Here is a 24,958-nt window from a genome sequence, read left to right as displayed (position 1 = left end):
GGTAACGGGCGTGGCCCGCAACTGTGCACCGACTCTGGACCGGCCGTGGCGTCGTCCGGGCGCATTCCGTTACGCCGTGCAGCGCGTTCGCGGTCTCGTCAGACCGCCGATCACGGTCACCGACCCTCCCCCGCACCTCGTCGTCGAGCGCGATGTCGAAGTGCCGACCCGCGACGGGACGGTCTTGCGGCTCAACGTCTTTCGTGAGGAAGACGGTACTGCGCGGCCCGTCATCCTCAGCATCCATCCGTACGGCAAGGACGATCTGCCGACCAGGCGGCGCAAGCGCTGGACGTTCTCGGCTCAATACCGCCTCCTGCGCCAACCCAAGCCGGTGCGTTTCTCCGCCCTGACGGGTTGGGAGGCTCCGGATCCGGTGTGGTGGACCGGGCACGGCTTCGTCGTGGTCAACGCCGACTGCCGCGGCTGCGGTCAGTCCGAGGGCACCGGAAATCTGCTGTCACGCCAGGAAGCCGAGGACACCTACGACGTCGTGCAGTGGTTGGCCGAGCAACCGTGGAGCGACGGCCGGGTGGTCATGCTCGGTGTCTCCTACCTGGCCATCACCCAGTTCGCAGTGGCCGCGTTGCAGCCACCGGCACTGCGTGCGATCTGTCCGTGGGAAGGCTTGACCGATGCCTACCGCGACCTGACGTTCCCGGGCGGCATCCGGGAATCGGGGTTCACCCGCATGTGGGCCCGCGGCCTGCGTCGTCGCACCCGGCAGAGCTACGACCTGGAACAGATGCAAACCCAGCACCCGCTGCGCGACGAGTTCTGGCGTTCGGTGGCACCGGATTTGTCGGAGATCAAGGTCCCCATGCTGGTCTGCGGCAGCTTCTCGGACAACAATCTGCACAGCCGCGGCTCCATGCGGGCGTTCATCCACGGAGGGTCCGCTCACGCCCGCCTCTACACCCATCGCGGCGGCAAATGGGAGACGTTCTACTCCGACGACGCGTTGGCCGAGCAACTGGCGTTCTTTCGCGACGTGCTGAACGGCGCGCCCGCATCCCGCAGCGTCCGCCTCGAGGTGCGCGAGGACCGCGACACGGTGGCCGCGGTGCGCGAAGAGCACGAGTGGCCACTGGCCCGCACCAAATGGCGCCCGATGTATCTCGCCGGTGCCGGGCTCCTGGCGACTGAGCCGCCCCGGAAGGCCGGCAGCATCACGTTTGAAACGCATTCTCGCGCAGCATCATTCAGCTGGACCGTGGAGCAGGACATCGAGCTGGCCGGACCGATGGCGGCCCGGCTCTGGGTCCAGCTGGACGGTTGTGACGACGCGAATTTATTTGTCGGAGTTGAGAAGTGGCGCGACGGATGCTACGTCGGCTTCGAAGGGTCCTACGGCTACGGCCGCGACCGGGTGGCCACCGGATGGCAGCGGGTCTCGTTGCGCGCCTTGGATCCCGAGCTGTCCCGTCCTTGGCAGCCGGTCCCGGCGTGCGACCGGGTGCAGCCGGTGCCTCCTGGTGAAGTGGTTTCGGTGGACGTGGCGCTGGGACCGTCGGCCACGCTGTTCCGCGCCGGCGAGCAACTGCGGATGGTGGTGGCCGGACGCTGGCTGTCCCCGCGCAATCCGTTGACGGGCCAGTTCCCGGCGGCCTTCCCGGACCCGCCGCGCGGCCTGGTGACGCTGCGCTGGGGTCCGCGCTACGACGCGCACCTGCTGGTCCCGGAAGTCCCCTCGTAGCGCGAGCAGACGCAGAATCGCACGCTCGGGTGCACTTTCATGCGATTCTGCGTCTGCTCGCGGCGGGAGGTGCCCCAGCTCGCCGGCGGTTTCGTCAGATCCAAGTGCCCTTGCCGACGGCCACCACGCCGCCGGCGCTGATCGCAAACCGTTCCCGGTCCTTCTCCAGGTCCACCCCGACCATCTCACCGGGGCCGACGACCACGTTCTTGTCCAGGATTGCGTGGCGCACCACCGCGCCACGGCCGACCCGCGCACCCGGCATGATCACGCTGCCCTCGACGATCGCGCCGTCGTCGACCACGACGTTGGACGACAACACCGAGTTGCGCACCGAAGCCGCCGAAATGATGCTGCCCGCGCCCACCACCGACTCCTGGGCCGAGCCGCCGTTGACGAACTTGGCCGGGGCCAGATTTTCCGTGGCGCCCAGGATCGGCCAGCGCCGGTTGTACAGGTTGAACACCGGATGCACCGACACCAGGTCCATGTGCGCGTCGTAGAACGCATCGAGCGTCCCGACATCACGCCAGTAGCCGCGGTCGCGGTCGGTGGCGCCGGGCACGTCGTTGTCGGCGAAGTCGTAAACCGCGGCCATCCCGTCGGCCACCAACCGCGGAATGATGTCGCCACCCATGTCATGGTCGGAGTGGTCGTCGTCGGCGTCGGCGCGGATCGCATCGATCAGCACCTTGGTGGTGAAGATGTAGTTGCCCATCGACACGAAGGTGGCGTCGGGGTCGTCGGGGGTGCCGGGCGGGTCCATCGGCTTCTCGACGAAGTTGCGGATCCGGCCCGATTCGTCGGCGTCGATGCAGCCGAACGCGCTCGCTTCGGCTCGCGGCACCCTGATGCCGGCTACGGTCGCGCCGGCACCACTGTCGACGTGGAAGCGCACCATCTGCTCGGGATCCATCCGGTACACGTGGTCGGCGCCGAAAACCACGATGTAGTCGGGATCTTCGTCGTAGATCAGGTTCAGTGACTGATAGATCGCGTCGGCCGAACCGGTGTACCAGCGCGGACCGAGGCGCTGCTGGGCCGGGACCGGGGTGATGTACTCGCCGGCCAAACCGGACAACCGCCAGTTCTGCGAGATATGGCGGTCCAGCGAGTGCGACTTGTATTGGGTGAGAACACAGATCCTCAGGTAGCGCGCGTTGACGAGGTTGGACAGCACGAAGTCGATCAGCCGGTATCCGCCGCCGAAGGGAACCGCGGGTTTGGCGCGGTCGGCGGTCAGGGGATAGAGCCGCTTGCCCTCACCACCGGCCAGCACAATGCCCAGCACTTGTGGCGATTCCCTCATGCGCTTCAACCTATCGGCACCTGCGGACCCCTGCCACCGATCCCCGCTTCGCCCGAGAAGCGTGAGGACCGGTGGGTCAAGGATATTCGGCCGGGTTGGCGAGCTTCTCGACAGCCCGACACCCGCCAGGCGGGCTGTCCGGTCGCCGAACTAGCGTGCGGGTATGCGGGTGGCAATGATGACTCGGGAATATCCTCCGGAGGTCTACGGCGGTGCCGGTGTACACGTCACCGAACTGGTCGCACAACTGCGCCGACTGTGTGCGGTCGACGTGCATTGCCAAGGCGCGCCGCGCCCCACCGCCGTCGCCCACCAGCCCGACCCGCGGCTGCGCAGCGCCAATGCGGCCTTGTCGACCTTGTCGTCGGACCTGGTGATGGCCAACGCCGCCAACGCGGCCACCGTCGTGCACTCGCACACCTGGTACACCGGCCTGGCCGGGCATTTGGCCAAGCTGCTCTACGACGTCCCGCACGTGCTGACCGCCCATTCCCTGGAGCCGATGCGGCCGTGGAAAGCCGAGCAGCTCGGCGGCGGCTATCAGGTTTCGACCTGGGTGGAGAACACCGCCGTCCTGGCCGCCGACGCCGTCATCGCCGTCAGCACCGGGATGCGTGACGACATTCTGCGCGTCTACCCCACGTTGGATCCGAATCTGGTGCACGTGATCCGCAACGGCATCGACACCGAGGTCTGGCATCCCGCCGGACCGGTGCGCACCGGGTCGGTGCTGGAAGATCACGGCGTCGACGTGAACCGGCCGATCGTGGCGTTCGTCGGGCGGATCACCCGGCAGAAGGGTGTGTCGCATCTGGTCGCGGCGGCGCACCAATTCAGCCCGGACGTGCAGCTGGTGTTGTGCGCCGGAGCTCCTGACACTCCGCAGATCGCCGAAGAGGTGCGCTCCGCGGTGGCCAGACTCGAACGCACCCGCACCGGGGTGTTCTGGATACGCGACATGCTGCACAAGACCAAGCTGCGTGAAATACTCTCAGCTGCAACGGTTTTCGTGTGCCCGTCAGTGTACGAGCCGTTGGGCATCGTGAACCTGGAGGCAATGGCCTGCGCGACGGCGGTGGTGGCTTCCGACGTCGGCGGGATCCCCGAGGTGGTCGCCGACGGCGTCACCGGTTCGTTGGTGCACTACGACGCCGAGTATCCCGAGGCCTTCGAGGCGCGGTTGGCCGAGGCGGTCAATGCCCTGATCGCTGACCCGGCGAAGGCCGAACAATACGGCCGCGCGGGACGTCAGCGCTGTATCGAAGAATTCTCCTGGACACACATCGCCGAGCAGACGCTGGACATCTACCGCAAGGTGTGTGAGTAGGGCAGGCTCAGGCGCGCCGGCCTCAGCTGGTGACGCCCTTGAGCTCGTCGCCCAGGGCGGCGGCTTCGTCCGGAGTGAGTTCGACCACCAGTCGGCCCCCACCTTCAAGTGGTACCCGCATTACGATGCCGCGCCCCTCCTTGGTTGCTTCTAGTGGACCGTCGCCGGTCCGGGGCTTCATCGCCGCCATCGAGTGCTCCCTCCAGATTCGATCTGGCCCGCACCCGCGGACCTGGTCGGCGCCGAGCATGCCCCGCCAGTGGATTTCCAGCCATACCCGACATTGAACTGCCAAATCACCAGTCTATTGTTCCCTATCCGGGTGACCAGGTGCACAAAGACCCACTTCTGATGCCAACTGAGGTCGTCAAACCGTAGCCCGCTGCACCCAGCACGTACGGATGTGATCGTCGACCATTCCGGTCGCCTGCATCAGTGAGTACGCGGTGGTGGGACCGACGAAGCGGAAACCGCGTCGCTTCAGCTCGCGCGCCATCGCCTTTGATTCCACGCTCACCGAAGGGATTTCAGACAGGTCGGCAAGGCGAGGCCGCGCAGGCGGCGCGAACGACCAGAGCAGATCGGACAGGTCCCGCGGGGACCCCAGCTCGACGGCGGCACGCGCATTGGCGATCGTCGCCTCGATTTTGGCCCGGTTGCGCACGATGGACGTGTCGGCCAGCAGCCGTTGCACGTCGGCGTCGGTGAAGCCGGAGATCTTCTCGACGTCGAACTCAGCGAAGGCGCGCCGGAAATCGTCGCGTTTGCGCAGGATGATCAGCCAGGACAGACCGCTCTGGAACGCTTCCAGACTCATCCGCTCGAACAGCGCCGTCCCGTCGGTGAGTTTCTGGCCCCATTCGTAGTCGTGGTAGTCGCGGTAGAGCTGCGCGTCGGGTCCGGGGCGCACCTCGGCCCAGCCGCAGCGGACGCGACCGTCCTCGCTCATGTCGGACCGGAACGCTCGGACACGACGGGCTCGACGTCGGACGGCTCCGAACCGCCGGACTGGACCTCCGTACCGGACGATTGCAGGGCAGCCACCTGTGCGCGCAGTATCTCGAGCTCCCGGCCCAGCCGGTCCAGCACCCAGTCCACTTCGCTGGTCTTGTACCCGCGCATGACCTGGGTGAACTTCACCGCGTCGACGTCAGCGGCCGTGACACCGTAGGCGGGCAGCACCGTCGCCGTCGTCGCCCGCGGCAACGGCGGCAGCGGCTCACCGCGACCGAACAACAGGCTCGCCGCGCCGAACAGGACGACCGCGACCAGGATCAACACCACCAGGTACAGCAACACCAACGCCACGGGATCGATCTTGCCCTACGGCACTGACACGTCGGTTTCTAGCGCGGCCGGAGCACATCCATGGGTGGACGGTCGGCCAACGACACCGGCCAGGTGTGCTGGGTGTAACCTTCACCGGCCGGCGAGAACTGCGTCAGGCCGACCCCGGAGTCGGGGACCCCGCACCGGGACAACAGGGTGGCGATCACCTGGCGACTCATCGCACCCAGCTCCTCCAGCGGCCGGTTGCGGTGCGCCCGGACACCCAGGTTGACCTGCGCGATCGCATCCAGTCCCAGCCGATCGAAGGTGTCGACGAGCAGGCCGATCTCCACGCCGTAGCCCGGCGCGAACGGCAACGACGTCAGCAGCTCCCGGCTGGCTGCGTACTCCCCGCCCAGCGGCTGCAGCACGCACCCCAGTTCGGGTCGCAGCGCGGCCAGCAGCGGGCGGGCCACGAGTTCGGTGACCCGGCCGCCCCCGGTGGCGTTGCCGTCGCTCAGCGGTCGCCGGTAGAAACCTTTGACCAGGTGGATGCCGTCGCCGGTGAGCAGCGGACCGACCAGGTAGGGCACGAACATGGGATGCGGGTTGAGCAGGTCGGAATCGATGAACACGACGATGTCGCCGCTGGTGGCGGCCAGCGAGCGCCACAACGCCTCGCCCTTGCCGGGCCGGGCCGGCAGTTCGGGCACGGCCTGCTCGCGGCTGACGACGCGGGCGCCGGCCGCGATGGCCCGGATCTCGGTGTCGTCGGTCGAGCCCGAATCCAGCACGATCAGCTCGTCGACCAGCCCGTCTACCAGCGGGGAGATGCTGTCGATGACCGATCCGATGGTCTCTTCCTCGTTCAAGGCCGGCAGCACCACCGAAATCGTGCGCCCGGCCTTGGCGGCGACGAGTTCGCCGATCGTCCAGCGCGGACGGTTCCAGCTGCGGTCGGCGAACCAGGTGTCCCCGGGTCGCGCCGCGAGCACGCCGTCAGCGGCGAGATCCAGCTCCGAGGCCGTCATCCCAGTCCTCTCACGGTGCGCGCCGGCGGGCGGGTGCCCTGGATCGAGGCGACCATCTCCAGCACCCGGCGGGTGGCCGCGACCTGGTGGACCCGGAACATGCGGGCTCCGGCGGCCGCCGCGAGCGCGGTAGCCGCCAGTGTCCCCTCGAGCCGTTCGGTCACGTCCACACCCAGAGTCTCCCCGACGAAGTCCTTGTTGCTCAACGCCATGAGCACGGGCCACCCGGTACCGACGAGTTCGGCCACGTGCCGCAGCAGGATCAGCCCATGGAAGGTGTTCTTGCCGAAATCGTGGGTGGGGTCGATCAGTACCCGGTCGCGGGCCACTCCGACCGCAACTGCCCGCTCGGCGGCGCTCGTGACCTGGCGAATCACGTCGTCCACCACGCCGCGGGTAGTCGTACCGTAACTCACCCGGAATGGCCGTGTCCTGGGCGCCGCACCGCCGGTGTGCGAGCACACCAGGCCCGCGTTGAACTCGGCAGCCACCTGTTGGAGGCGTGGATCCACGCCTGCCCAGGTGTCGTTGATGATGTCCGCCCCGGCCGCACAGGCGAGTTCTGCGACCTCGGAGCGCCAGGTGTCGACGCTGATCAGCTGGTCGGGGTAGGCGTTGCGCAGCCACTCGACGAACGGCACCAGCCGGGCGATCTCGGTGTCGGGGTCGACGGTTTCGCCGGGCCCGGCTTTGACCCCACCGACGTCGATGACGTCGGCACCGTCGCCGATCGCGCGGTGCACGGCGTCTTGAGCGGCTTGGTCGCTGAACGTCGCGCCGCGGTCGAAGAACGAGTCCGGGGTGCGGTTGATGATCGCCATGATCAGCGCGCGATCCGCCGCGACCGGGCGGCCGCAGAAGGTTGCCGGCACGACTCTATGGTGCCTGGTCGTGGTCACCGGCGTGCTTTCGGCATTGGGCGTGAAACGAGGGCTTCGCCGGTGAAAGTACGGCGGGAAAATCGAAACAAATCCCGCCCTGAGCTCACCGGCAACGCCGAGACTTCACAGTCAATGCGGGCGCGCAAGCGACGCCCGTCAGCCCTGCGGCCGCTTACCCGCCGCGACCTCTCCCGGATACTCGTCGTAGTACTCGACGTAGCCCTCCTTACGGCCGGCCAGCACGTAGAGCGGGTCTTCGATATCGGAGCCGTAAGCCTGCTTGCGCAGCTCGACCTTGCGGCTCTTGAACGTCGTAGTGTGCTCCAGGGACTCGACCAACCGCACGAACAGCGGCAGCGCGTAGGCCGGCAACTTGTCGTACACCGCGCGCGCCAGGGACTGGCCGTCGAATTCCTTGCCCTCGCGCAGCTTGACCGCCGCCATCCCGGCGCGCCCACCGGTGTCGGGCACCTCGACGCCGAACACGGTGCATTCTTCGACCTGAGAATCCGACGCCACCGCGGCCTCGACTTGGGTCGTCGCCACGTTCTCGCCCTTCCAGCGGAACGTGTCGCCCAACCGGTCGACGAACGCGGCATGGAACAGGCCCTGCGGGCTCATCACGTCGCCGGTGTTGAAATACGTGTCGCCGTCTTTGAATGCGTTGCGCACCAGCTTCTTTTCGGTGGCTTGCTTGTCGGTGTAGCCGTCGAAGGGCTGCAGCCGGTTGACCGGGCTGAGCAACAGGCCCGGCTCGCCGGCGGGCACGCGCCGCACCCGTCCGTTGTCGTCGCGCACCGGTTCACCGGTGTCGGGGTCGTATTCGACGTAGGCCAGCGGCATCGGCGAGATGCCGGTGCTGCGCGGCACGTTGAAGATGTTGATGAACGCCGTGGTGCCTTCGCTGGCGGCGTAGAACTCGCAGACCCGGGCGATGCCGAATCGTTTGGTGAATTCGTCCCAGATGTCCGGGCGCAGCCCGTTGCCGGCGATGACGCGGACCTTGTGCTTGCGGTCGGTCGGTTTGGCCGGCTGGTTGAGCAGGTAGCGGCACACTTCGCCGATGTAGATGAACGCGGTGGCATCGCTGGCGATCACCTCGTCCCAGAACCGTGAAGCCGAGAACGACTTGCCCAGCGCCAGCGTCGCACCGGAATTGATCACCGACGACAGCGCGACGGTCAGCGCATTGTTGTGGTACAGCGGCAGGCAGCTGTACATGGTGTCGGAGGCCTTCAACCGCAGCCCCAGCCCGCCGAATGCGCCGAGGGCTTTGAGCCACCGGTAGTGCGTCATCACGCTGGCCTTCGGATAGCCGGTGGTGCCGGAGGTGAAGATGTAGAACGCGGTGTCCCGGGCACGCACCGTCGACACCGAGTCCGGGTTGGTCGCCGGCGCGGTCGCGGCGAATTGCTCGACGTCTTCGATGGTCAGCACGTCCCCGGCCGACCCGCCGGCTTCGCTGACGGCGCTGACCAGGTCGGATTCGGCGACCAGCACCTTGGCATCCAGCAAGCCCAGGCTGTGCCGCAGGACGTCCCCACGCTGGTGGTAGTTGAGCATGCCGGCGATCGCGCCGCACTTGACCGCCGCCAGCATCGTCAGCACGGTGTTGGGCGAGTTGCGCAGCATCACTCCCACCACGTCGCCGGGCCCGACGCCGCGGGCGGCCAACACGGCGGCGTAGCGGTTGGCGGCGGCGTTCGCCTCGCTGTACGTCAGTTGCTGGTCGCCGAACTTCAGAAAAACCCGGTCGGCGTAGCGGGCGGCGCGCTCCTGGAACACCGCGCCGATCGACGTCCTGGAACCGGGACGCGGCAGCAGGCCGGTCTTCACCGCACGCAGGATCGAGGGCGCGTCGGCCACCAGCCCGGGAATCCGTACCGCGAGGTCGGTCAGTTTGACTCGTGTGTTCGTGTCACCGTCGTGATCGGCCACCTGATCCCTCGATTCCCTTGCAGACCCCTGAGTACATACCGCAGGGCGGCCTGGACCGGTCAGGCCGGTGCGCAGGCGTCCAGCGCTTCGCCGACCTTATCGACCACCACCAGTCGGTCCACCGCGGCCTGGGAGACGTAGCCGCTGTCCAGCAGTCCGAAGATCCACGTCCGCACGGCGTCGTAATGCCCCCACGGGTCCAGAATCACGATGGGCTTGTCGTGCACGCCGAGATACCCCTCGGTCCACGCGCTCAACAGTTCGTCGAGGGTGCCGACACCCCCCGGCAGTGCGATGAACGCATCGGCCCGCCCTTCCATGACCTGCTTCCGCTCGCTCAGCGTGTCGGTGACGATCAGTTCGTCGGCCTGACGGTCGGCCAGTTCACGGTCCAGCAGCATCGTGGGGATCACGCCGACGGTCCAGCCGCCGCCAGCCCGCGCGGCCGAGGCCACCGCCCCCATCGCCGACACGTGCCCACCGCCCCACACCAGCGTCCATCCGCGCGCGGCGATCGCGGAACCGAGCTCCGCGGCCAATTCCAGCAGTTCGGGGTGCGTCGGTGCGGCAGCGCAGTACACGGCCACCGCCAGCCGGCCGTCTGAGGGCATACCCGAAAGGTAGACCGCCCACCTTCCCCGGCACACGCCGGTGGGCCATAAAGTCGAACGGTGCCGATCCGCTGGAACGTCCCGCAACACACCGAGGCGTTGGAGCGGCTGTACGGCGCGCTGGAGGGTTCTGGTGGCGCGATCGTCCTCGGGCCCGACGGCGTCGGCAAGTCGACCCTGGCCCGGTTGGCCGCCGAGCGTTTCTGCAGCGAACATCCGGCAACCGTCACCCGCTGGGTCGTCGGCACCCCGACCGAGCGTGTGGTGCCGTTCGGTGCCTTCGGCCATCTGGTCGAGATCTCCGACATCGGCAAACCGGCGAAGCTGTTGCGGGCCGCCCGCGCGTCGCTGACCCGGACCGCCCACGCCCACCAGGGCGATTTGCTGCTCGTCGTCGACGAGGCGCACGACCTGGACATCCTGTCGGCGACCCTGGTGTACCAGCTGGCCCGCACGGGTACGGCTCGGATGATCGTGACCTCGCGCGCCGACGCCGCTCCCGCCGCCGTCGCCGCGTTGTGGACGGACGACCTGCTGGACCGGATCGACATCGAGCCTCCCGGTGGGGCCACGACGTCGGCGGAGGTCGACGAGTTCCTCGCCGAGTTACCTGCACCCGCGCGCCTGGTGCTGGACTACCTGGCTTTGGTGGAGCCGTTGACGGTGGCCGATCTGACCGTGCTGGCAGGCGACGGTGCCGTCGCCCAGGCGGCAGAGCTGGGCGCCGCAGAAACCCGGGTCCGCAACGACGACGAACCGGTCGTGTACACCGCGCACCCGATGTTCGGGGAACGCGCCCGGGTCGCGCTGAGCACCGCCGATCTGCGCCGGCGGCGCACCGCGCTGGTCGAGTTGCTTTCCCAGCACTCCTGTGAGCACCCCAGCGACCGGTTGCGACTGGCGTCGCTGGCGCTGGACTGCGACGCGCTGCAGCCGGTCACCGAAGTCACCGCCGCCGCCCAGCAGGCGCTGCGGCTGGGAGATCTGTTACTCGCCGAACGGTTGGCGCGGGCGGTGCTGGACCGGTCGGGCGGCCTGGATGCCCGCCTGGTGCTGGGTCAGGCGCTGGCCTGGCAGGGCCGCGGCCGGGAGGCCGGCCAGTTGTTGGCCGCGGTGAACCCCGCCGACCTCTCTGAGGCGGACTTGATCGCGTGGGCGGTGCCGCGGGCGGCCAACCAGTTCTGGATGCTCGGTGAGCCGGAGAAGGCGACGGCGTTCTTGCAGACGACCCGCAACCGGGTGACCGAGCCGGCGTCACAAAACGTGCTGGACGGGTTGAGCGCCACGTTCGCGATGAACTCGGGGAACCTGCACCGGGCCATCGCGGTGTCCACCGAAGTGCTCTCGGCACCGACTGCAGGGGACATGGCTGTGGCATGGGCAGCCAGTTCGGCCGCGCTGTCCTCGGCCCGAATGGGTCGCTTCGGCGACGTCGCCGCGCTCGCCGAAAGAGCCACCGCCGCAGAACATCCCGGCCTGTTGCGGTTCACCGCTGGTCTGGCGCAGATCACGTCGCTGCTGATGGCGGGCGAGACCGACCAGGCACAGGCGCTGGCTCAGCAATTCACCGACTTCGCCGAACTGCAGCAACCCGGACGGGCCGTCGGGGAGGTGCTGCTGGCCTACGTGTTGAACGTCAAGGGCGAATTCGGCGCCGCCGCAGCGTTGTTGGAACCCGCGGCGGCCGTGCTGGAACGGTCCGGCTACTCCTGGGGTCCGCTGTCGCTGATGTTGTTGACCACCACCATCGCCCGCCAGGGCGACATCCCGGGATCGGCAAAAGCGTTGCGGCGCGCTGAAACCCGGCACGGAACCAAGTCGGCGGTGTTCGCCCCTGAGCTGGGTCAGGCTCGGGCGTGGACCCGGGCCACGGCACGAGACCCGATGGGCGCGACGTCAGCGGCGCGAGATGCTGCCCGCATGGCCGAACGCGCCGGGCAATCGGCGGTCGCGCTCTGCGCGTGGCACGACGCCATCCGGCTGGGCGATGTCCGGGCGGTGGAACCGGTGACCCGTTTGGCGGCCGAAATCAATTGCAAGGTAGGCGATCTCGTCGTCCGGCATGCCCGTGCGCTGGCCAGTCGGGACGCTGCCGCACTGCAAGAGGTGGCCGACGAATTCGGCACGATCGGGATGGGCGCGGCGGCCGCGGATGCCGCCGCGCAGGCGCAGGGCTAGCGACTCAGATGGAGACGACCCGGATGAGGTCGTCGAGTCGGCTGAAATCATCGCCGTTTCGGGTGTAGAGGTCGAGACCGTTGGCGTGTGCAGTGGCCGCGATCAGGAGGGCAGCGAATCGGCTGCGCGGCTTGCGACCTCCGCCGGCCACAGCCGCGACCACAAGTCCGTAACTGCGTGCAGCGACTGCATCGAAGGGCAGCGGTTGGATAAGTGACTCCACTTCCTGAAGTCGGACCTGGCGTCGGGACGCTTCCATCGGATCGGAGGTCAACCGCGGACCGGCGGCCAGTTCGGCGACCGTAATCGCCGAGATCGCCACCTCGTCGGGCATTGCGGCCAGCACCGCGGGATCATGCCAGTCGACGACGACCGAGGTGTCAAGCAAGCCACGGGTCAACTCAAATTCCTTGGTCTACCGCGCGATCCAGGTCAACCCGGAACTGCCGATGGTCGATGCGCACCGCGCTATCCCGCAACGCCGCCACCTCGTCGCGGGAGACGAAGGTGCTTCGAGCGGCCTTGACGGGGCGAAGCTCGGCTACCGGTTCGCCATTTCGAGTCACAACGAAGGTCTCACCCGCCGCTACGGCCTCGATGACTTTGCCGTTCTCGTTACGCAGTTCGCGCTGCGGGATCGTCCGGACCACGCATCCGATTGTAGCAACTTGTGCTACAGCAGGCTACGCGCTGAGATAGCTGCGCAGCATCTCCACCGCCGCGGTGATGTTGGCGACCGGCACCCGCTCGTCCCGCTTGTGCGCCAGGTTGGGGTCACCGGGACCGTAATTGATCGCCGGAATGCCAAGCGCGGCAAAGCGTGACACGTCAGTCCAGCCGTATTTCGCCCGAACCTGTCCCCCGGCGGCCTCGACCAGAGACCTCGCCGCGGGGGCCGACAGACCGGGCAGCGCACCGGCCGCGGAGTCGGTCAGCGTGATCTGCACGTCGAGCCTGTCGAGCACCTCGTGGACATGGGTGAGCGCCGCCTGCGGCGACCGGTCGGGGGCGAAGCGGAAGTTGACCGTCACCGAGGCGGCGTCGGGAATCACGTTCCCGGCGATGCCGCCCTCGATGCGCACCGCCGACAACCCCTCCCGGTACACGCAGCCGTCGATGTCGACGCTGCGCGGCTGATACGCCGCGAGTCGCCGCATGACCCCGCCGAGTTTGTGAATTGCGTTGTCGCCCAACCACGATCGTGCCGAGTGCGCCCGCGTTCCGGCGGCGCTGACGACGACCCGCAACGTGCCCTGGCACCCCGCCTCGATGAAGCCGGCGGTGGGTTCGCCCAGGACGGCGACGTCGGCGGTCAGCCAGTCCGGCAACTCGCGCTCGATACGGCCCAAACCGTTTGCCGCCGAGTCGATCTCCTCACAGTCGTACATCACCAGCGTCAAGTCGTGCGCCGGTTCGGCAACGGTGGCAGCCAGGTGCAGAAAGACCGCGTCCCCGGACTTCATGTCCGCGGTACCGCAGCCGTGCAACTCTGCGCCGTCCAGCCGGCTTGGCAGGTTATCGGCGACCGGCACGGTGTCCAGATGCCCGGCCAGCAGCACCCGCGACGGCCGGTTCAGCGCAGTGCGGGCCAGCACCGCGTTGCCGTTGCGCACGATCTCGAAGCCGGTCGTCTGGGCGCGCAGCGCCGCCTCGACCTCGTCGGCGATGCGCGCCTCGTCGCGCGACTCACTGGGGATGTCGACCAGCGCGGCGGTCAGCTCAACGGGATCACCCTTCAGGTCCAACACTCACCAAGTATGCCGAGCAGACGCAAAGTCCCCTTATTCGGGACGAAAAAGGGGACTTTTGCGTCTGCTCGCGGGGGGAAAGTAACCTTGCCGCCGTGACTGGAGCAGCAGGTATCGGCCTGGCGACACTGGCCTCCGACGGATCTGTCCTCGATGCCTGGTTTCCTGAACCGGAACTGACGGAGTCGGACACCAGCGCCACAACACGATTGGCCCTGTCGGATCTTCCCGCCGTGCTGGGAGCGCTGGTGGGCCGTGACGACGACCGCCAGACCGAGACCATCGCGATCCGCACGGTCATCGGCTCCCTCGACGAACAGGCCGGCGACGCCTACGACGCCTACCTGCGATTGCATCTGCTCTCCCACCGCCTGGTGGCGCCGCACGGGCTCAACGCGGGCGGCTTGTTCGGGGTATTGACCAACGTGGTCTGGACCAACCGCGGACCATGCGCCATCGAGGGCTTCGAGGCGGTGCGGGCGCGGCTGCGCCGACATGGACCGGTCACGGTGTACGGCATCGACAAGTTCCCGCGGATGGTCGACTACGTGGTGCCGTCCGGGGTGCGCATCGCCGACGCCGACCGGGTCCGGTTGGGCGCGCACCTGGCGGCGGGCACGACGGTGATGCACGAGGGTTTCGTCAACTACAACGCCGGCACGCTGGGCGCGTCGATGGTGGAAGGCCGCATCTCGGCGGGCGTGGTCGTCGGCGACGGCTCCGACATCGGCGGCGGTGCCTCGATCATGGGCACGCTGTCCGGCGGCGGGACCGAGGTCATCTCGATCGGCAAACGCTGCCTGCTGGGCGCCAATGCGGGACTGGGCATTTCCCTCGGTGACGACTGCGTGGTGGAGGCCGGCCTGTACGTCACCGCGGGCACCAAACTCACCGGGCCCGACGGCGCGACGCTGAAGGCCAGTGAGCTCTCCGGCGGCAACAACCTGCTGTTCCGGCGCAATTCACTCAGTGGCGCGGTCGAGGTGGTGCCGCGCGGCGGCCAGGGCATTGCGCTCAACGAGGACCTGCACGCCAACTAGCGCAGCCGGGTGCCGCGCGTTTCGGGCAGTCGGTAGACGCACGCCAGGCTGATCACCACCAGGATCACCAGCATCAACGCGATACCGGCGGCCCCATGAGCGGCCAACAGCCAGCCGGCGATCAGCGGCGGAACCGCGCCGCCGGCGATGCCGGCCAGGTTGATCGACAGCGCGGTCGCGGTGTAGCGGTAGCGGGTGGCGAACAGTTCGGGGACGAACGCAGCGACCGGGCCGAAGCAGCTCGCGGAGACGGCGTACATGCCCAGGATGGCGACCGCGAACAACACCGGGTCGCGGGAGTCGATCAGCGGCATCACCGACAACGCCCACGGCAGCGCCGCGGCCCAGCTGACCAACAGCACGCGCCGCCGCCCGAACCGGTCGCACAACCCCGCCGTCAGCGCGGCGAACACCAGGCAGGTGAGCCCGCCCAACACCCCGACGACCAGGATCAGGTTGCGCGAATAGCCGAGCTGAGTGTGGGCGTAGCCGGGCAGATACGCGCTCGCCAGATAGGTGAACGCGAAGCAGCCGAGCACGCTGCCGCCGGCCAGCACCACCTCCCGGCGCTGCAGTCGCAGCACTTCGGCCAGCGGCGCGGCAGCTTTGGTCTGCTGACCGGCGAAGACGGGTGTCTCCTTGATGTTGAGCCGCACGTACAGCGCGATGACGATCAGCACCGCGCTGAGTAGGAAGGGAATGCGCCATCCCCATTGCATGAAGGCATGGCTGCCTTCACCGATGGTCGCGTTGACGCCCAGGAACGTCAGGCTGGTCAGCACCAGCGCGATACCGCCGCCGAGCGCGGTGAACATCCCGTAGAACCCGCGTCGGCCGACAGGCGCCGATTCGGCGCTCAGCAGGGCCGATCCGGCCCATTCGCCGCCGACGGCGAAACCCTGCATGATCCGCAGCACGATCAGGATCAGCGGGGCCGCGGCGCCGACGGTTGCCGTGCTGGGCACCAAACCCACGGTCACGGTGGACAGCGCCATGATCAGCAGGGTGGCGACCAGGGTGCGCTTACGGCCCAACCGGTCACCGAGATGCCCGAAGACGGCGGCGCCCAGCGGCCGGGACAGGAACGCGGTGGCGAAGGTCCCCATCGAGGCGACGGTGGCCATCGTCGGTCCTAGGTGCGGGTAGAACACGGTGGGAAAGACCAGCGCCGCCGCGGTGCCGTAGATGAAGAAGTCGTAGTACTCGACGGCCGATCCGACCAGGCAGGCCAGGGCCACCCGCCGCATCGGCGTGACCTTGGGAGCAATCGTGCTGACAGACACCTTAAAAACGGTAGGCGACGGCACGCGGCTGTTTCCCTGGAAAATGCTGGTAACTCGCTGGCAGTGCATGTACAGCGACACGCCGCGATGGCCGTACATTTGCGCGCGCTCGCGACAGGGACTCAGCCTTCGGCCAGCAACTGCTTCTTGAGAACCTTGCCGAGCGCATTGCGGGGCAGCGACTCAACCATCCGCACCTCGCGCGGCCGCTTGTGCACCGAAAGTTGCTCAGCGACAAACTGAATCAACTCGTCAGGGCTGGCCGTGCCGACGACGTAGGCCACGATCCGCTGACCCAGATCTTCGTCGGGCGGCCCGACCACCGCGGCCTCGTCGACGCCGGGATGTGCGAGCAGTACCGTCTCGATCTCGCCGGCGCCGATCCGGTACCCGCCGGACTTGATCAGGTCGACGGACTCGCGGCCCACGATGCGGTGCATTCCGCTTTCGTCGACGACGGCGACGTCCCCGGTTCGGTACCACCCGTCGTCGGTGAATGCCTCGGCGGTGGCTTCCGGTCGGTTCAGGTAACCGTCGAACAGCGTCAGACCCCGAACCTGAAGCTTGCCAACGGTTTCCGCGTCGTGCGGCACCGGGGCACCGTGGTCGTCGACCATCCGGGTCTGCACCCCGGCCAGCGGCAGACCCACCCAACCCGGGCGGCGCTCGCCGTCGGCCCGAGTGGAGACGGTGATCAACGACTCCGACGCGCCGTAGCGTTCGATGGGCCGGTGCCCGGTCAGTTCCTCGAGCCGTTCGAACACCGGCACCGGAAGTGCGGCACTCCCGGACACCAGCAGCCGCGCCGGTCGCAATGCCTGCGCGGCACTCTGGTCGGCCACCACCCGCGACCACACCGTCGGCACCCCGAAGTAGAGCGTGCCGCCGGCGCCCGCGTAGCCGGCCGGTGTGGGTTTTCCGGTGTGCACGAACCGATTTCCTACCCGCAGCGACCCGAGCAGGCCGAGCACCAAGCCGTGGATGTGATAGAGCGGCAGCCCATGCACCAGCACGTCGTCGGGCGTCCACTGCCACGCTTCGGCCAGCGCGTCGAGGTCCGCGGCGATCGCCCGGCGGCTCACCTGCACACCCTTGGGCAGACCCGTCGTGCCCGATGTGTAGACGATCATCGCCAGCGCATCCGGCGCCGGCTCGGCGTAGCGGTGCCAGGACCGGGCATGGAGCCGCACCGGAATGTGTTGCAGCCCAGCGGGATCCTCCGGCAGCGGCCCCAGCCACGCCTGGGCGCCGGAATCGGTGAGCATGTGCCGGCGTTCGGCGACGCCGACGTCGGCGGGTACCGGCACGACCGGCACGCCGGCGATCAGGCACCCGACGATCGCCAGCACCGTCGATGCCGTCGGGGTGGCCAGCACCGCGATCCGGTGGGCGCCGGCCACCCGCTCGGCCACCGACGTCGCGGCACCCACCAGGTCGCCGCGGCTCAGCCGGAACCCGTCGATGCTGACCGCGTCCGGCACGTCGCGGGCGGTGGCTACCGCGGGATTCAGCGACGTCAGCAGCACGTCAGGCCCGCTCGTCCCAGATCTTGAGCAGGGTCTCCAGGATCTCCTCGCCGCGTCCCAGCCCGGCGAGATGGCTTTCCTCCGGCAGGTGGTACAGCTCGGCGTCGGGCAGCCGGGAGACGACGTGCTCGCCGTGCGCAAACGGGATGATGTGGTCGTGGTCGCCGTGCCACCAGCGCACCGGGACCGTCACGTCCTCGAGCCGGAATCCCCAGTCGCGGGCGAACAGAATGACGTCGTTGAACGGCGCGGCCAGCTGTTTGCGGCTGCCGTTGAGCAGGTCGTCGAGGAACATCGCCTTGAACTCGGGCCGGGTCAGCAGATGCCGGTCGGCTTCCGGTGACAACAGCGCATAGATGTCGAGCGCGCTGGATGCGACCGGCCGGATCGACTGGATCAGCATGCTGGCACCGATCCGCAGCGGGTTGCCGCCGAACTTCAGCAGTGGCGCCACCCGCAGGCCCAGGTTCATCGCTCCGCCACTGATCGCGTCAGGTCCCTGGGTCGGGGCCACGCCACCCAGTACGCCGACGGCCACCACCCGGTCGGACAGCCCGGCCGCGCAGGCCAACGTGTAGGGACCTCCGCCGGACAGGCCCACGACCGCCATCTTGTCGATGCCCAGGGTGTCGGCGATGACGCGCAGGTCGTCGGCGAAGGCCGCGATGGTTTCGTACCGGTGCGGAGTCGACGAGCCGATGCCGGGACGGTCCACGCCGATCAGGCGGATGTCGTGCAGGTCGGCGTAGACGCGGGCCTCGGTGGGGATCTGCCTGCGTGCGCCGGGCGTGCCATGCAGCCAGAAGACCGCGCGACCCTGCGGCGCGCCGAATTCGGCGAAGCCGAGTTGGCGGTTCTCGCCGACGGCGATGTTTCCTTCGAGCTTGGGTCGGGCGATCGCGACAGGCATGCGCAGCAGCCTATCAGCGCAGTTCAGGCGACCTTTTCCGGCTTCACCTCGGTACGGTCACCACCGGCTCGCTTCGCCAGGTACATTGCCGAGTCCGCGCGGTCGATGAGGCGGTGCACCACGTTGTGCACCGTGCTCGATGAGCAGGTGCCGGTGGCGATACCGATGCTCACGGTGAATTGCGGCGCCGCCGCGTTGCCGGCCAGCGCCGCATGGATCCGGCGGGCCACCCCGTGCCCGGCCTCGCTCTCGCCCCGCAACACGATCACGAACTCCTCACCACCGATCCGCGCCGCGGCCGTGTCGAACGGTGCCTCGGCGAGGGCGGCACGCATGCATTCGGCGAGGGTGGTGAGCACCCGGTCACCGGCTTCGTGACCGTGGGTGTCGTTGATCGCCTTGAACTGGTCGATGTCGATGGTGAGGGCCGTCAGCGGCGCTGTGGTGTCGCCCACCAGACCGTCCAGACTGTCCTCCAGGCCGCGCCGGTTGTTGAGGTGGGTCAACGGATCATGCAGGGCCTCAACGGCTCCCGTCCGCAATGTCAGCAGATAAGCCTGCATCACGACCGGGAAGCCCAGCACGATCGGCACCACGATCAATACGTTGATGGTGACGACATTCGCCGGAAACAGGTGCTGCCGCAGCGATTCCAGGTAGCACCAGGTAATCGAGGCCGCGGAGAACAACAGGTGCAGCGTCAGAGCACGCGGTCCGTGCAGGGCCACGATGTAGAAGCCGTTGATCGCCAACACCGTCAGGCCGGGCATCGCCAGGAAGGTCTGGCCGACGTTGATGACGGTCCCGAGAACACAGAGGTTGGACACCAGGATGAACAGAGCTGAGATCCGCTCGGACGGAAAGGGTCCGAATGTCCAGCCGATGCCGGAGACCACCGCTACCCCGACGATCAGGTAACTGACTTCGGGCACTTTCAGATTCGGGTAGACCACCGTCAGGATGCTGATGCCGGCATAGAACAACATCAGGATTCCCATGAACGCCTGATGCAGTCGGAGGAACCCGCGATTGCGGAGTTGCTGCACGGTCCAGTCGAAACCGGACGGCTGATTCCACCAGCCGACCACGAAGTTCCTGAACGCACTCAGCACCGGCCGGAAGCCCTTTCGTCCAGAGCAGTCTAGAACGGTTCGGCCTTGAGTTTTAGGCGTTCAGTAGGCGTTCGCCGATGACCCGTTGCTCGCGCAGCGTGGCGATCTCGTCATCGGACAGCCCCAAGCCGCGCAGCAGTTCGTCGTTGTGCTGGCCGAGCGTCGGTGGCGCGCTGCGGTGGTGGCGGTCGGGTCCGGGGGTGATGTGAAACGGCCAGCCGGGGAAGCGGCGCAGCCCGGTGACCGGGTGCTCGAAATCCTCGTAGAAATCCCGCGCGTCCAGTTGGGCGAAGTCGTACATCCGGTCGCCGGTGGCCACGCGCTCAGCCGCAATCCCTTGTCCCTGAAGGGTTTCAACGACGGCATCGGCGGGCAGGGTGCGGGTCCAGCCGGTGATGAGTTCGTCGAACGTGTCGTGGTCGAGCGTTCCGTCGTCGGGCAGCGACACCGCCACCCAAGCCTCGTCCTTCGTCGGATAGACGCCCTGCAGGCAGCCGCGCCGGCGGTTGCCTTCCCGCGGACGCACCACACCGTTCATCGAATACTCGATCACCGGTTCGGCGGTCACACAGGCGGCGACCTCGATCTGGGCGATCTCGACCAACTGGCCTTCGCCGGTGCGGCGGAGGTGTTCGAGTGCGGCCAGCAACGCCACCCCGGCGTGCATCCCGACGATGGGATCGGCCGGACCCTGCAGGTTGCACGGCGGCCCCTCGGCGTATCCGGTCACCGCCGTCATCCCCGACGTCTGCTCGATATTCAGTGCCCAGCCGACATAGTCGCGCCAGGGTCCGTCCAGTCCGAAGCCGGGCATCCGAACCGCGATCACGTCGGGTTTCAGCTTCACCAGCGAGTCGTAGTCCAGACCGAACTGTTCGACCACCCGCGGGGAGAAGTTCTCCACGACGACGTCGGCCTGCGCGGCCAACCGGTGGGCGATGTCGCGTCCGGCCGCCGAACCCAGGTCGAGGGTGAGGTCCTTCTTGTTGAGGTTGGTGGCCTGCCACAGCGCGCTGCGCTCGTACCAGTCGTCGCCCTCGAAGGGATAGGCGCCGGAGTAGCGGTGCCCGTCGGGGCGCTGGATGGATTCGACCTTGACGATGTCGGCGCCGAACGCTCCCAGGTAGCAGGTCAGATACGCCCCCGCCCAGAACGTGCTCAGGTCCAGCACCCGCAGTCCGGCGAACGGAAGCTCGCCTGTGGGCGCAGTCGGCGGCGCGGGTGCCGACGTGCTCGCGCCCATCCGGAAGGGTGCGCCGGGCCGCCGAAATCCGTTGCCCTGCACGAAGAAACCGCGCTTGGCGTACTGCGGCGAATCCAGCACGGTGGCGCCGTCGTTGACCGGAGCGGCCGGGATCCGCATCGCCTGGCTGAGTTCGACGAGTTCGGCGACGGTTTGGGCGGCCAGCAACGGCTCGGCCTTGGCGAAGAACTCGGCGCGCTCCGGGCCGCCCATCATGATGGCGATCTGGTGCTCACCGAACTCGGGCAGGCCCAGCATCGCGCACACGTCCAGCCAGTGCTGTCCGGTCAGGCAGTTGATGCCCACCCAACCGTCGGCGGCGCGCACCACACCCAGCATCGGCGCCGCGCGGATATTCGGTGGCAGGCCAAGGCTTTTCATCCGCTCGGCCATCAGCATCGGATACGGCAGCGTCGACAGCAGCGACTCGAACTCCGAGACGTCGACGTGTCTGACCGCTCCGGGAGCTAGCCGCAGGGCCGTCAGCGCACCCAGCGCCCCGTAGACGCCGGCCACGTACTCCGAGATCCGGGCACCGGCCTGTACCGGCGGTCGCTGCGGGTCCCGGTGGCTGATCCAGCCCGAGACCGCCTGCATGGTCAGCGCCGACGCAGTGCGGTCCCGCCACGGCCCGCAGTGGCCGAAGTGAGAAATGCTGAGCCGCACCAGATTTGGATTGAGCTGTGTCAGCCCGTCGAGTCCGTATTTCCGCAGTGTCCCGGGCGGTAGATTCTCGGCCAGGACGTGGCTCCCCGCGATCAGTTCACGCGCGGTCTCGAGATCGGCCGGTTGGCTCAAATCCAGTGTGATGCAACGCTTTCCGGTATTGAGGTACTCGAACAGGCCACTGCGTTCGGGATCGGGCGCCGCACCCGGAAAAGGCCCCCAGCTGCGCAGCGGATCCCCGGCCGGGGGCTCGATTTTGACGACGTCGGCGCCCAGGTCGACCAACAGCTTGGTGGCGTAGGGGCCGGAGATCTCGGTAGCGATTTCGACGACGTGCAGCCCCGCAAGGGGTCCCGTCACGCGGGCACTCCGATGGCCATCGGCTCCATGTACTGGTGCACCCCGCCGATCCCGCCACCCTCGCGGCCCAGACCGCTGAGTTTGAAGCCGCCGAACGGCGCGGCCCCGGCACCGCAGCCGTTGACCGCGACCTGCCCGGTCCGGATGCGGCGGGCGACGCCGACGGCGCGGTCCACGTCGCCGCTCCAGACCGCCCCGGACAGGCCGTAGCGCGAGTTGTTCGCGATCGCGACCGCGTCGTCGTCGTCGCGGTAGCGGACCACGCTCAGCACCGGCCCGAACACTTCCTCTTGTGCGATAACCGAATTCGGCTGCACGTCGGTCAGGATCGTCGGCTCGAAGTAGAACCCGACGTCCAGGCCGGCCGGGCGTTCGCCGCCGGCCACCAACGTGGCTCCCTCGTCCAGTGCGCCGGCGACGTGGTTCGCCACCCGCTCGCGCTGCGCGTCGCTGATCAACGGACCCATCTGCACGCCCGGGTCGGTCGGGTCGCCCACCTTCACCGAACGGGCCATCGACACCAACCGGTCGACGACGTCGTCGTGCAGTGAATCCGGCAGCAGCAGCCTGCTTTGCAGGATGCAGGCCTGCCCGGCGTGCAGCGAGCAACAGTCGAACAGCATCTGCTGCAACATCTCGTCAGTGACGTCGGTGTCGTCGAGGATGACGCATGCCGACTTGCCCCCGAGTTCCAGCAGGATCCGCTTGAGGGTGTCGCCCGCGGCGGACATCACCTGTCGTCCGACCACCGAGCTGCCGGTGAAGCTGACCATGTCGATCCGGGGGTCGGTGGTGAGCAGTTTGGCCGCCTCCACACCCGACGGGGTGACGACATTGACCACACCGGGCGGGATGTCGGTGTGCTCTTCGATCAGCCGCGCCAGGGCCAGCCCGGCCAGCGGCGTGAGTGGCGACGGTTTGAGGACGACGGTGTCACCGGCCGCCAGCGCGTGGTTGAGCTTCATCACGTTGAGGCAATGCGGGAAGTTCCACGGTGTCAGGATGGACACCACACCCAGCGGTTCGTGCCGCAACAAGGTGGTTCCGGCCCCGATACCGGTCACGGCTTCGTCGGCAAGCTGGGTGGCCAGCTGGGCGGCGTGCATGGCCATGAACGCCGCGCCGTCGACCTGCATCAACCGCTCGTTCTCGATGCAGCCCCATTCCTGCTGGGACAGCGCGAAGAAGTCGTCGGCGTGTTTGAGTAGGGCCTCGCCGAGCTGATTGAGGCACGTCGAGCGTACCTCGGGCGTGCTGGTGCCCCAGGGGCCCTCGTCGAATGCCCGGCGCGCGGCACCGATCGCCTCGGCGACCTGGCTGACGCTGGCGTCCGGGGCGCTGGCGATGGTCTGCTCGGTGGCCGGCGAGATGTCGTCGTAGCGACCGTCCTCGGGTTCCACCCATCGTCCGTCGATGTAGAGCTGGTAGGTGTCAACGAGCGCCGGTACCGCAGCCATCTGCTTCCTCACCCCAGGTCGGTCATCTTTCCCCCTGGTGTACACCCGTCGGACTCGGGCGTCAATCATGGAATGGGCGGATTTTGCGCATTTTTCGGTGTGTTGGATGCGTATTGACAGCGCAGCCGCCCGCGGAGTAGACACATTGCACAAGACACTTTGGCTCAATGTGTCGGATCGGAGGGACGCCAGCCGTGCGTACCGACTTCCCCTTGCACTCCCCTGACTTCTATGCCGGTGACCCGTACCCGGCTTACCGGGAGCTGCGCGCGACGTCGCCGGTGCACTGGAACGACGAGACCAAGTTCTGGGCGTTGCTCAAATACGAGGACATCCGCTTCGTGTCCAGCAATCCGGCCCTGTTCACCTCGACCAAGGGCATCTCGATACCCGACCCGGAGATGCCCAATCCGGTGCAGGAAGGCAATTTGATCTTCACCGACCCGCCGCGGCACCGGCAGATGCGCAAGCTGATCAATGCCGGGTTCACCCGCCGTCGGGTTGCGGTCCTCGAGCCCAAGATCCGCGAGATCGTGCGCGGCATCCTCGATCAGGTCGAGCCGGGATCGGTGCACGAGTTCGCCGAAGAGATCGCGGCCCCGCTGCCGACCCGGATGATCGCCGAGTTGATCGGCGCTCCGGCCGAGGACTGGGAGCAGTTCCGGGCCTGGTCGGATGCGGCCACCGGAACCGCCGACCCCGAGATCGAACTCGACGCGTTCGTGGCCATCGGCCAGTTGTTCGAGTACTTCCAGAAGCTGATCGCGGCGCGCCGCACCGACCCGCGCGACGACCTGCTCTCGGTGTTGGCCCAGGCCGAGATCGACGAACACCGGCTCACCGACGAAGACCTGCTGAACTTCGCGTTCCTGCTCCTGGTGGCCGGTAACGAGACCACCCGCAATCTGATCGCGCTGGGCACCCTGGCCTTGATCAACCACCCCGACCAATGCCGGCTGCTGGTCGAGGATCCCACGCTGATCCCCGTAGCGGTCGAGGAGATGCTGCGCTGGAACAGCCCGGTGGTCAGCATGTCTCGGGTTGCGACCGCCGACACCGAGATCCGCGGCCAGCGGATTCTCGAGGGCCAAGTGGTGACGATGCTCTACGGGTCGGCCAACCGCGACGAGGACGTATTCGGCAGTGACTCCGAGGAATTCAAGGTGACCCGCCACCCCAATCCGCACATCGCTTTCGGCTGCGGCGAACATTCCTGCATCGGTGCGCAATTGGCGCGACTGGAGGCGACCGTGTTGTTCGACGAGTTGTTGCGTCGCTTCCCGCGACTCGAGCTTGTCGGTGACGTCGCTCGGATGAAGGCCACGATGGTTCCCGGGGTGAAGCGCATGCCGGTCCGGTTGGGGGCCTGAGCG

At 67.8% G+C, this 24,958-nt stretch carries 22 protein-coding genes; 5 read left to right on the top strand and 17 right to left on the bottom strand.

The window, feature by feature from the left end; all coding sequences use genetic code 11:
* The first annotated feature begins 10 nt into the window (after positions 1–10).
* Positions 11–1,696: a CocE/NonD family hydrolase gene (locus tag AC5Y4D_RS14065; RefSeq protein WP_500037449.1), complete on the top strand. Its 1,686-nt coding sequence runs from the start codon at positions 11–13 to the stop codon at positions 1,694–1,696.
* A 94-nt stretch (positions 1,697–1,790) separates the two neighbouring features.
* Here AC5Y4D_RS14065 and glgC read toward each other — a convergent pair whose 3' ends face one another.
* On the bottom strand, positions 1,791–3,005 hold the full coding sequence (gene glgC / locus AC5Y4D_RS14060; protein WP_499941233.1) for a glucose-1-phosphate adenylyltransferase: 1,215 nt from the start codon (positions 3,003–3,005) through the stop codon (positions 1,791–1,793).
* Positions 3,006–3,168: 163 nt separating this feature from the next.
* Here glgC and glgA point away from each other — a divergent pair, with 163 nt between their 5' ends.
* The gene (gene glgA / locus AC5Y4D_RS14055) at positions 3,169–4,332 is read left to right on the top strand and encodes a glycogen synthase (protein WP_500037448.1); all 1,164 of its coding nucleotides are present in this window, start codon (positions 3,169–3,171) and stop codon (positions 4,330–4,332) included.
* Positions 4,333–4,354: 22 nt separating this feature from the next.
* On the opposite strand, the gene AC5Y4D_RS14050 is transcribed toward glgA, so the two are convergent.
* From AC5Y4D_RS14050 to log, 7 genes are all read right to left on the bottom strand, one after another.
* The gene (locus tag AC5Y4D_RS14050) at positions 4,355–4,522 is read right to left on the bottom strand and encodes a DUF3117 domain-containing protein (RefSeq protein WP_003406247.1); all 168 of its coding nucleotides are present in this window, start codon (positions 4,520–4,522) and stop codon (positions 4,355–4,357) included.
* Between the two features lie 177 nt (positions 4,523–4,699).
* Positions 4,700–5,281: a DNA-3-methyladenine glycosylase I gene (locus AC5Y4D_RS14045; RefSeq protein WP_500037447.1), complete on the bottom strand. Its 582-nt coding sequence runs from the start codon at positions 5,279–5,281 to the stop codon at positions 4,700–4,702.
* Positions 5,278–5,640 carry a DivIVA domain-containing protein gene (locus AC5Y4D_RS14040; RefSeq protein WP_500037446.1) on the bottom strand — a complete coding sequence of 121 codons (363 nt, stop codon included), beginning with the start codon at positions 5,638–5,640 and terminating at the stop codon, positions 5,278–5,280. Before AC5Y4D_RS14040 ends, AC5Y4D_RS14045 begins: the two co-directional genes overlap by 4 nt.
* Positions 5,641–5,678: 38 nt before the next feature.
* Positions 5,679–6,632 (bottom strand): glucosyl-3-phosphoglycerate synthase, encoded by a 954-nt coding sequence (locus AC5Y4D_RS14035; protein ID WP_500037445.1) that lies wholly within the window; start codon positions 6,630–6,632, stop codon positions 5,679–5,681.
* Entirely contained in the window at positions 6,629–7,453 is an 825-nt protein-coding gene (gene folP, locus AC5Y4D_RS14030) for a dihydropteroate synthase (RefSeq protein ID WP_500037468.1), read from the bottom strand. The genes AC5Y4D_RS14035 and folP overlap by 4 nt, the downstream gene beginning before the upstream one ends.
* Positions 7,454–7,669: 216 nt before the next feature.
* Entirely contained in the window at positions 7,670–9,451 is a 1,782-nt protein-coding gene (fadD6, locus tag AC5Y4D_RS14025; protein WP_500037444.1) for a long-chain-acyl-CoA synthetase FadD6, read from the bottom strand.
* A gap of 59 nt (positions 9,452–9,510) precedes the next feature.
* The gene (gene log, locus AC5Y4D_RS14020; protein ID WP_499941243.1) at positions 9,511–10,062 is read right to left on the bottom strand and encodes a cytokinin riboside 5'-monophosphate phosphoribohydrolase; all 552 of its coding nucleotides are present in this window, start codon (positions 10,060–10,062) and stop codon (positions 9,511–9,513) included.
* 60 nt (positions 10,063–10,122) lie between these two features.
* Between log and AC5Y4D_RS14015 the strand changes: the two genes are divergently transcribed.
* Complete coding sequence (locus AC5Y4D_RS14015) at positions 10,123–12,240, top strand: AAA family ATPase (protein WP_500037443.1); 2,118 nt, start codon at positions 10,123–10,125, stop codon at positions 12,238–12,240.
* Between the two features lie 4 nt (positions 12,241–12,244).
* Here the strand turns inward: AC5Y4D_RS14015 and AC5Y4D_RS14010 are convergent, their stop codons facing one another.
* Genes AC5Y4D_RS14010 through dapE form a run of 3 tightly spaced genes read right to left on the bottom strand, consistent with a single transcriptional unit; the run spans position 12,245 to position 13,988 of the window.
* Complete coding sequence (locus tag AC5Y4D_RS14010) at positions 12,245–12,640, bottom strand: type II toxin-antitoxin system VapC family toxin (RefSeq protein ID WP_500037442.1); 396 nt, start codon at positions 12,638–12,640, stop codon at positions 12,245–12,247.
* 1 nt (position 12,641) lies between these two features.
* A complete protein-coding gene (locus tag AC5Y4D_RS14005; protein ID WP_499941248.1) occupies positions 12,642–12,890 on the bottom strand; it encodes a type II toxin-antitoxin system Phd/YefM family antitoxin in 249 nt (82 codons plus the stop codon).
* A gap of 33 nt (positions 12,891–12,923) precedes the next feature.
* The gene (gene dapE / locus AC5Y4D_RS14000; protein ID WP_500037441.1) at positions 12,924–13,988 is read right to left on the bottom strand and encodes a succinyl-diaminopimelate desuccinylase; all 1,065 of its coding nucleotides are present in this window, start codon (positions 13,986–13,988) and stop codon (positions 12,924–12,926) included.
* A gap of 95 nt (positions 13,989–14,083) precedes the next feature.
* On the opposite strand from dapE, the gene dapD reads away from it, so the two are divergent.
* Positions 14,084–15,028 carry a 2,3,4,5-tetrahydropyridine-2,6-dicarboxylate N-succinyltransferase gene (dapD, locus tag AC5Y4D_RS13995; protein WP_500037440.1) on the top strand — a complete coding sequence of 315 codons (945 nt, stop codon included), beginning with the start codon at positions 14,084–14,086 and terminating at the stop codon, positions 15,026–15,028.
* Here the strand turns inward: dapD and AC5Y4D_RS13990 are convergent.
* From AC5Y4D_RS13990 to AC5Y4D_RS13965, 6 genes are all read right to left on the bottom strand, one after another.
* A complete protein-coding gene (locus AC5Y4D_RS13990) occupies positions 15,025–16,275 on the bottom strand; it encodes an MFS transporter (protein ID WP_499941418.1) in 1,251 nt (416 codons plus the stop codon). The two genes, dapD and AC5Y4D_RS13990, sit on opposite strands and share 4 nt — an antisense overlap.
* A 158-nt stretch (positions 16,276–16,433) precedes the next feature.
* Positions 16,434–17,837: an acyl-CoA synthetase gene (locus AC5Y4D_RS13985; RefSeq protein WP_500037439.1), complete on the bottom strand. Its 1,404-nt coding sequence runs from the start codon at positions 17,835–17,837 to the stop codon at positions 16,434–16,436.
* 1 nt (position 17,838) lies between these two features.
* Positions 17,839–18,747 carry an alpha/beta fold hydrolase gene (locus AC5Y4D_RS13980; protein WP_499941255.1) on the bottom strand — a complete coding sequence of 303 codons (909 nt, stop codon included), beginning with the start codon at positions 18,745–18,747 and terminating at the stop codon, positions 17,839–17,841.
* 23 nt (positions 18,748–18,770) lie between these two features.
* On the bottom strand, positions 18,771–19,859 hold the full coding sequence (locus AC5Y4D_RS13975) for a GGDEF domain-containing protein (RefSeq protein WP_500037438.1): 1,089 nt from the start codon (positions 19,857–19,859) through the stop codon (positions 18,771–18,773).
* 52 nt (positions 19,860–19,911) lie between these two features.
* Entirely contained in the window at positions 19,912–22,128 is a 2,217-nt protein-coding gene (locus AC5Y4D_RS13970) for a CaiB/BaiF CoA transferase family protein (RefSeq protein WP_500037437.1), read from the bottom strand.
* The gene (locus AC5Y4D_RS13965) at positions 22,125–23,585 is read right to left on the bottom strand and encodes an aldehyde dehydrogenase family protein (protein WP_500037436.1); all 1,461 of its coding nucleotides are present in this window, start codon (positions 23,583–23,585) and stop codon (positions 22,125–22,127) included. The genes AC5Y4D_RS13970 and AC5Y4D_RS13965 overlap by 4 nt, the downstream gene beginning before the upstream one ends.
* Before the next feature lie 167 nt (positions 23,586–23,752).
* Between AC5Y4D_RS13965 and AC5Y4D_RS13960 the strand changes: the two genes are divergently transcribed.
* Positions 23,753–24,955, top strand: coding sequence for a cytochrome P450 (locus tag AC5Y4D_RS13960; RefSeq protein WP_500037435.1), 1,203 nt, complete (start codon positions 23,753–23,755; stop codon positions 24,953–24,955).
* The last annotated feature ends 3 nt before the right edge of the window (positions 24,956–24,958 follow it).

This window comes from Mycobacterium sp. NGS67, assembly GCF_059812185.1.
The sequence above is the reverse complement of the archived record's forward strand: the minus strand, read 5'-3'. Positions and strand labels throughout refer to the sequence as shown.

Bases quoted from the DNA above. Each gene is read 5' to 3' on its own strand.
- AC5Y4D_RS13990 (WP_499941418.1), bottom strand. From the start codon at position 16,275: ATGCGGCGGGTGGCCCTGGCCTGCCTGGTCGGATCGGCCGTCGAGTAC.
- AC5Y4D_RS14050 (WP_003406247.1), bottom strand. From the start codon at position 4,522: ATGGCGGCGATGAAGCCCCGGACCGGCGACGGTCCACTAGAAGCAACC.
- glgA (WP_500037448.1), top strand. From the start codon at position 3,169: ATGCGGGTGGCAATGATGACTCGGGAATATCCTCCGGAGGTCTACGGC.
- AC5Y4D_RS14045 (WP_500037447.1), bottom strand. From the start codon at position 5,281: ATGAGCGAGGACGGTCGCGTCCGCTGCGGCTGGGCCGAGGTGCGCCCC.
- log (WP_499941243.1), bottom strand. From the start codon at position 10,062: ATGCCCTCAGACGGCCGGCTGGCGGTGGCCGTGTACTGCGCTGCCGCA.
- glgC (WP_499941233.1), bottom strand. From the start codon at position 3,005: ATGAGGGAATCGCCACAAGTGCTGGGCATTGTGCTGGCCGGTGGTGAG.
- AC5Y4D_RS13980 (WP_499941255.1), bottom strand. From the start codon at position 18,747: ATGCCTGTCGCGATCGCCCGACCCAAGCTCGAAGGAAACATCGCCGTC.
- AC5Y4D_RS13960 (WP_500037435.1), top strand. From the start codon at position 23,753: ATGTGTCGGATCGGAGGGACGCCAGCCGTGCGTACCGACTTCCCCTTG.
- AC5Y4D_RS13965 (WP_500037436.1), bottom strand. From the start codon at position 23,585: ATGGCTGCGGTACCGGCGCTCGTTGACACCTACCAGCTCTACATCGAC.
- folP (WP_500037468.1), bottom strand. From the start codon at position 7,453: ATGGCGATCATCAACCGCACCCCGGACTCGTTCTTCGACCGCGGCGCG.
- AC5Y4D_RS14035 (WP_500037445.1), bottom strand. From the start codon at position 6,632: ATGACGGCCTCGGAGCTGGATCTCGCCGCTGACGGCGTGCTCGCGGCG.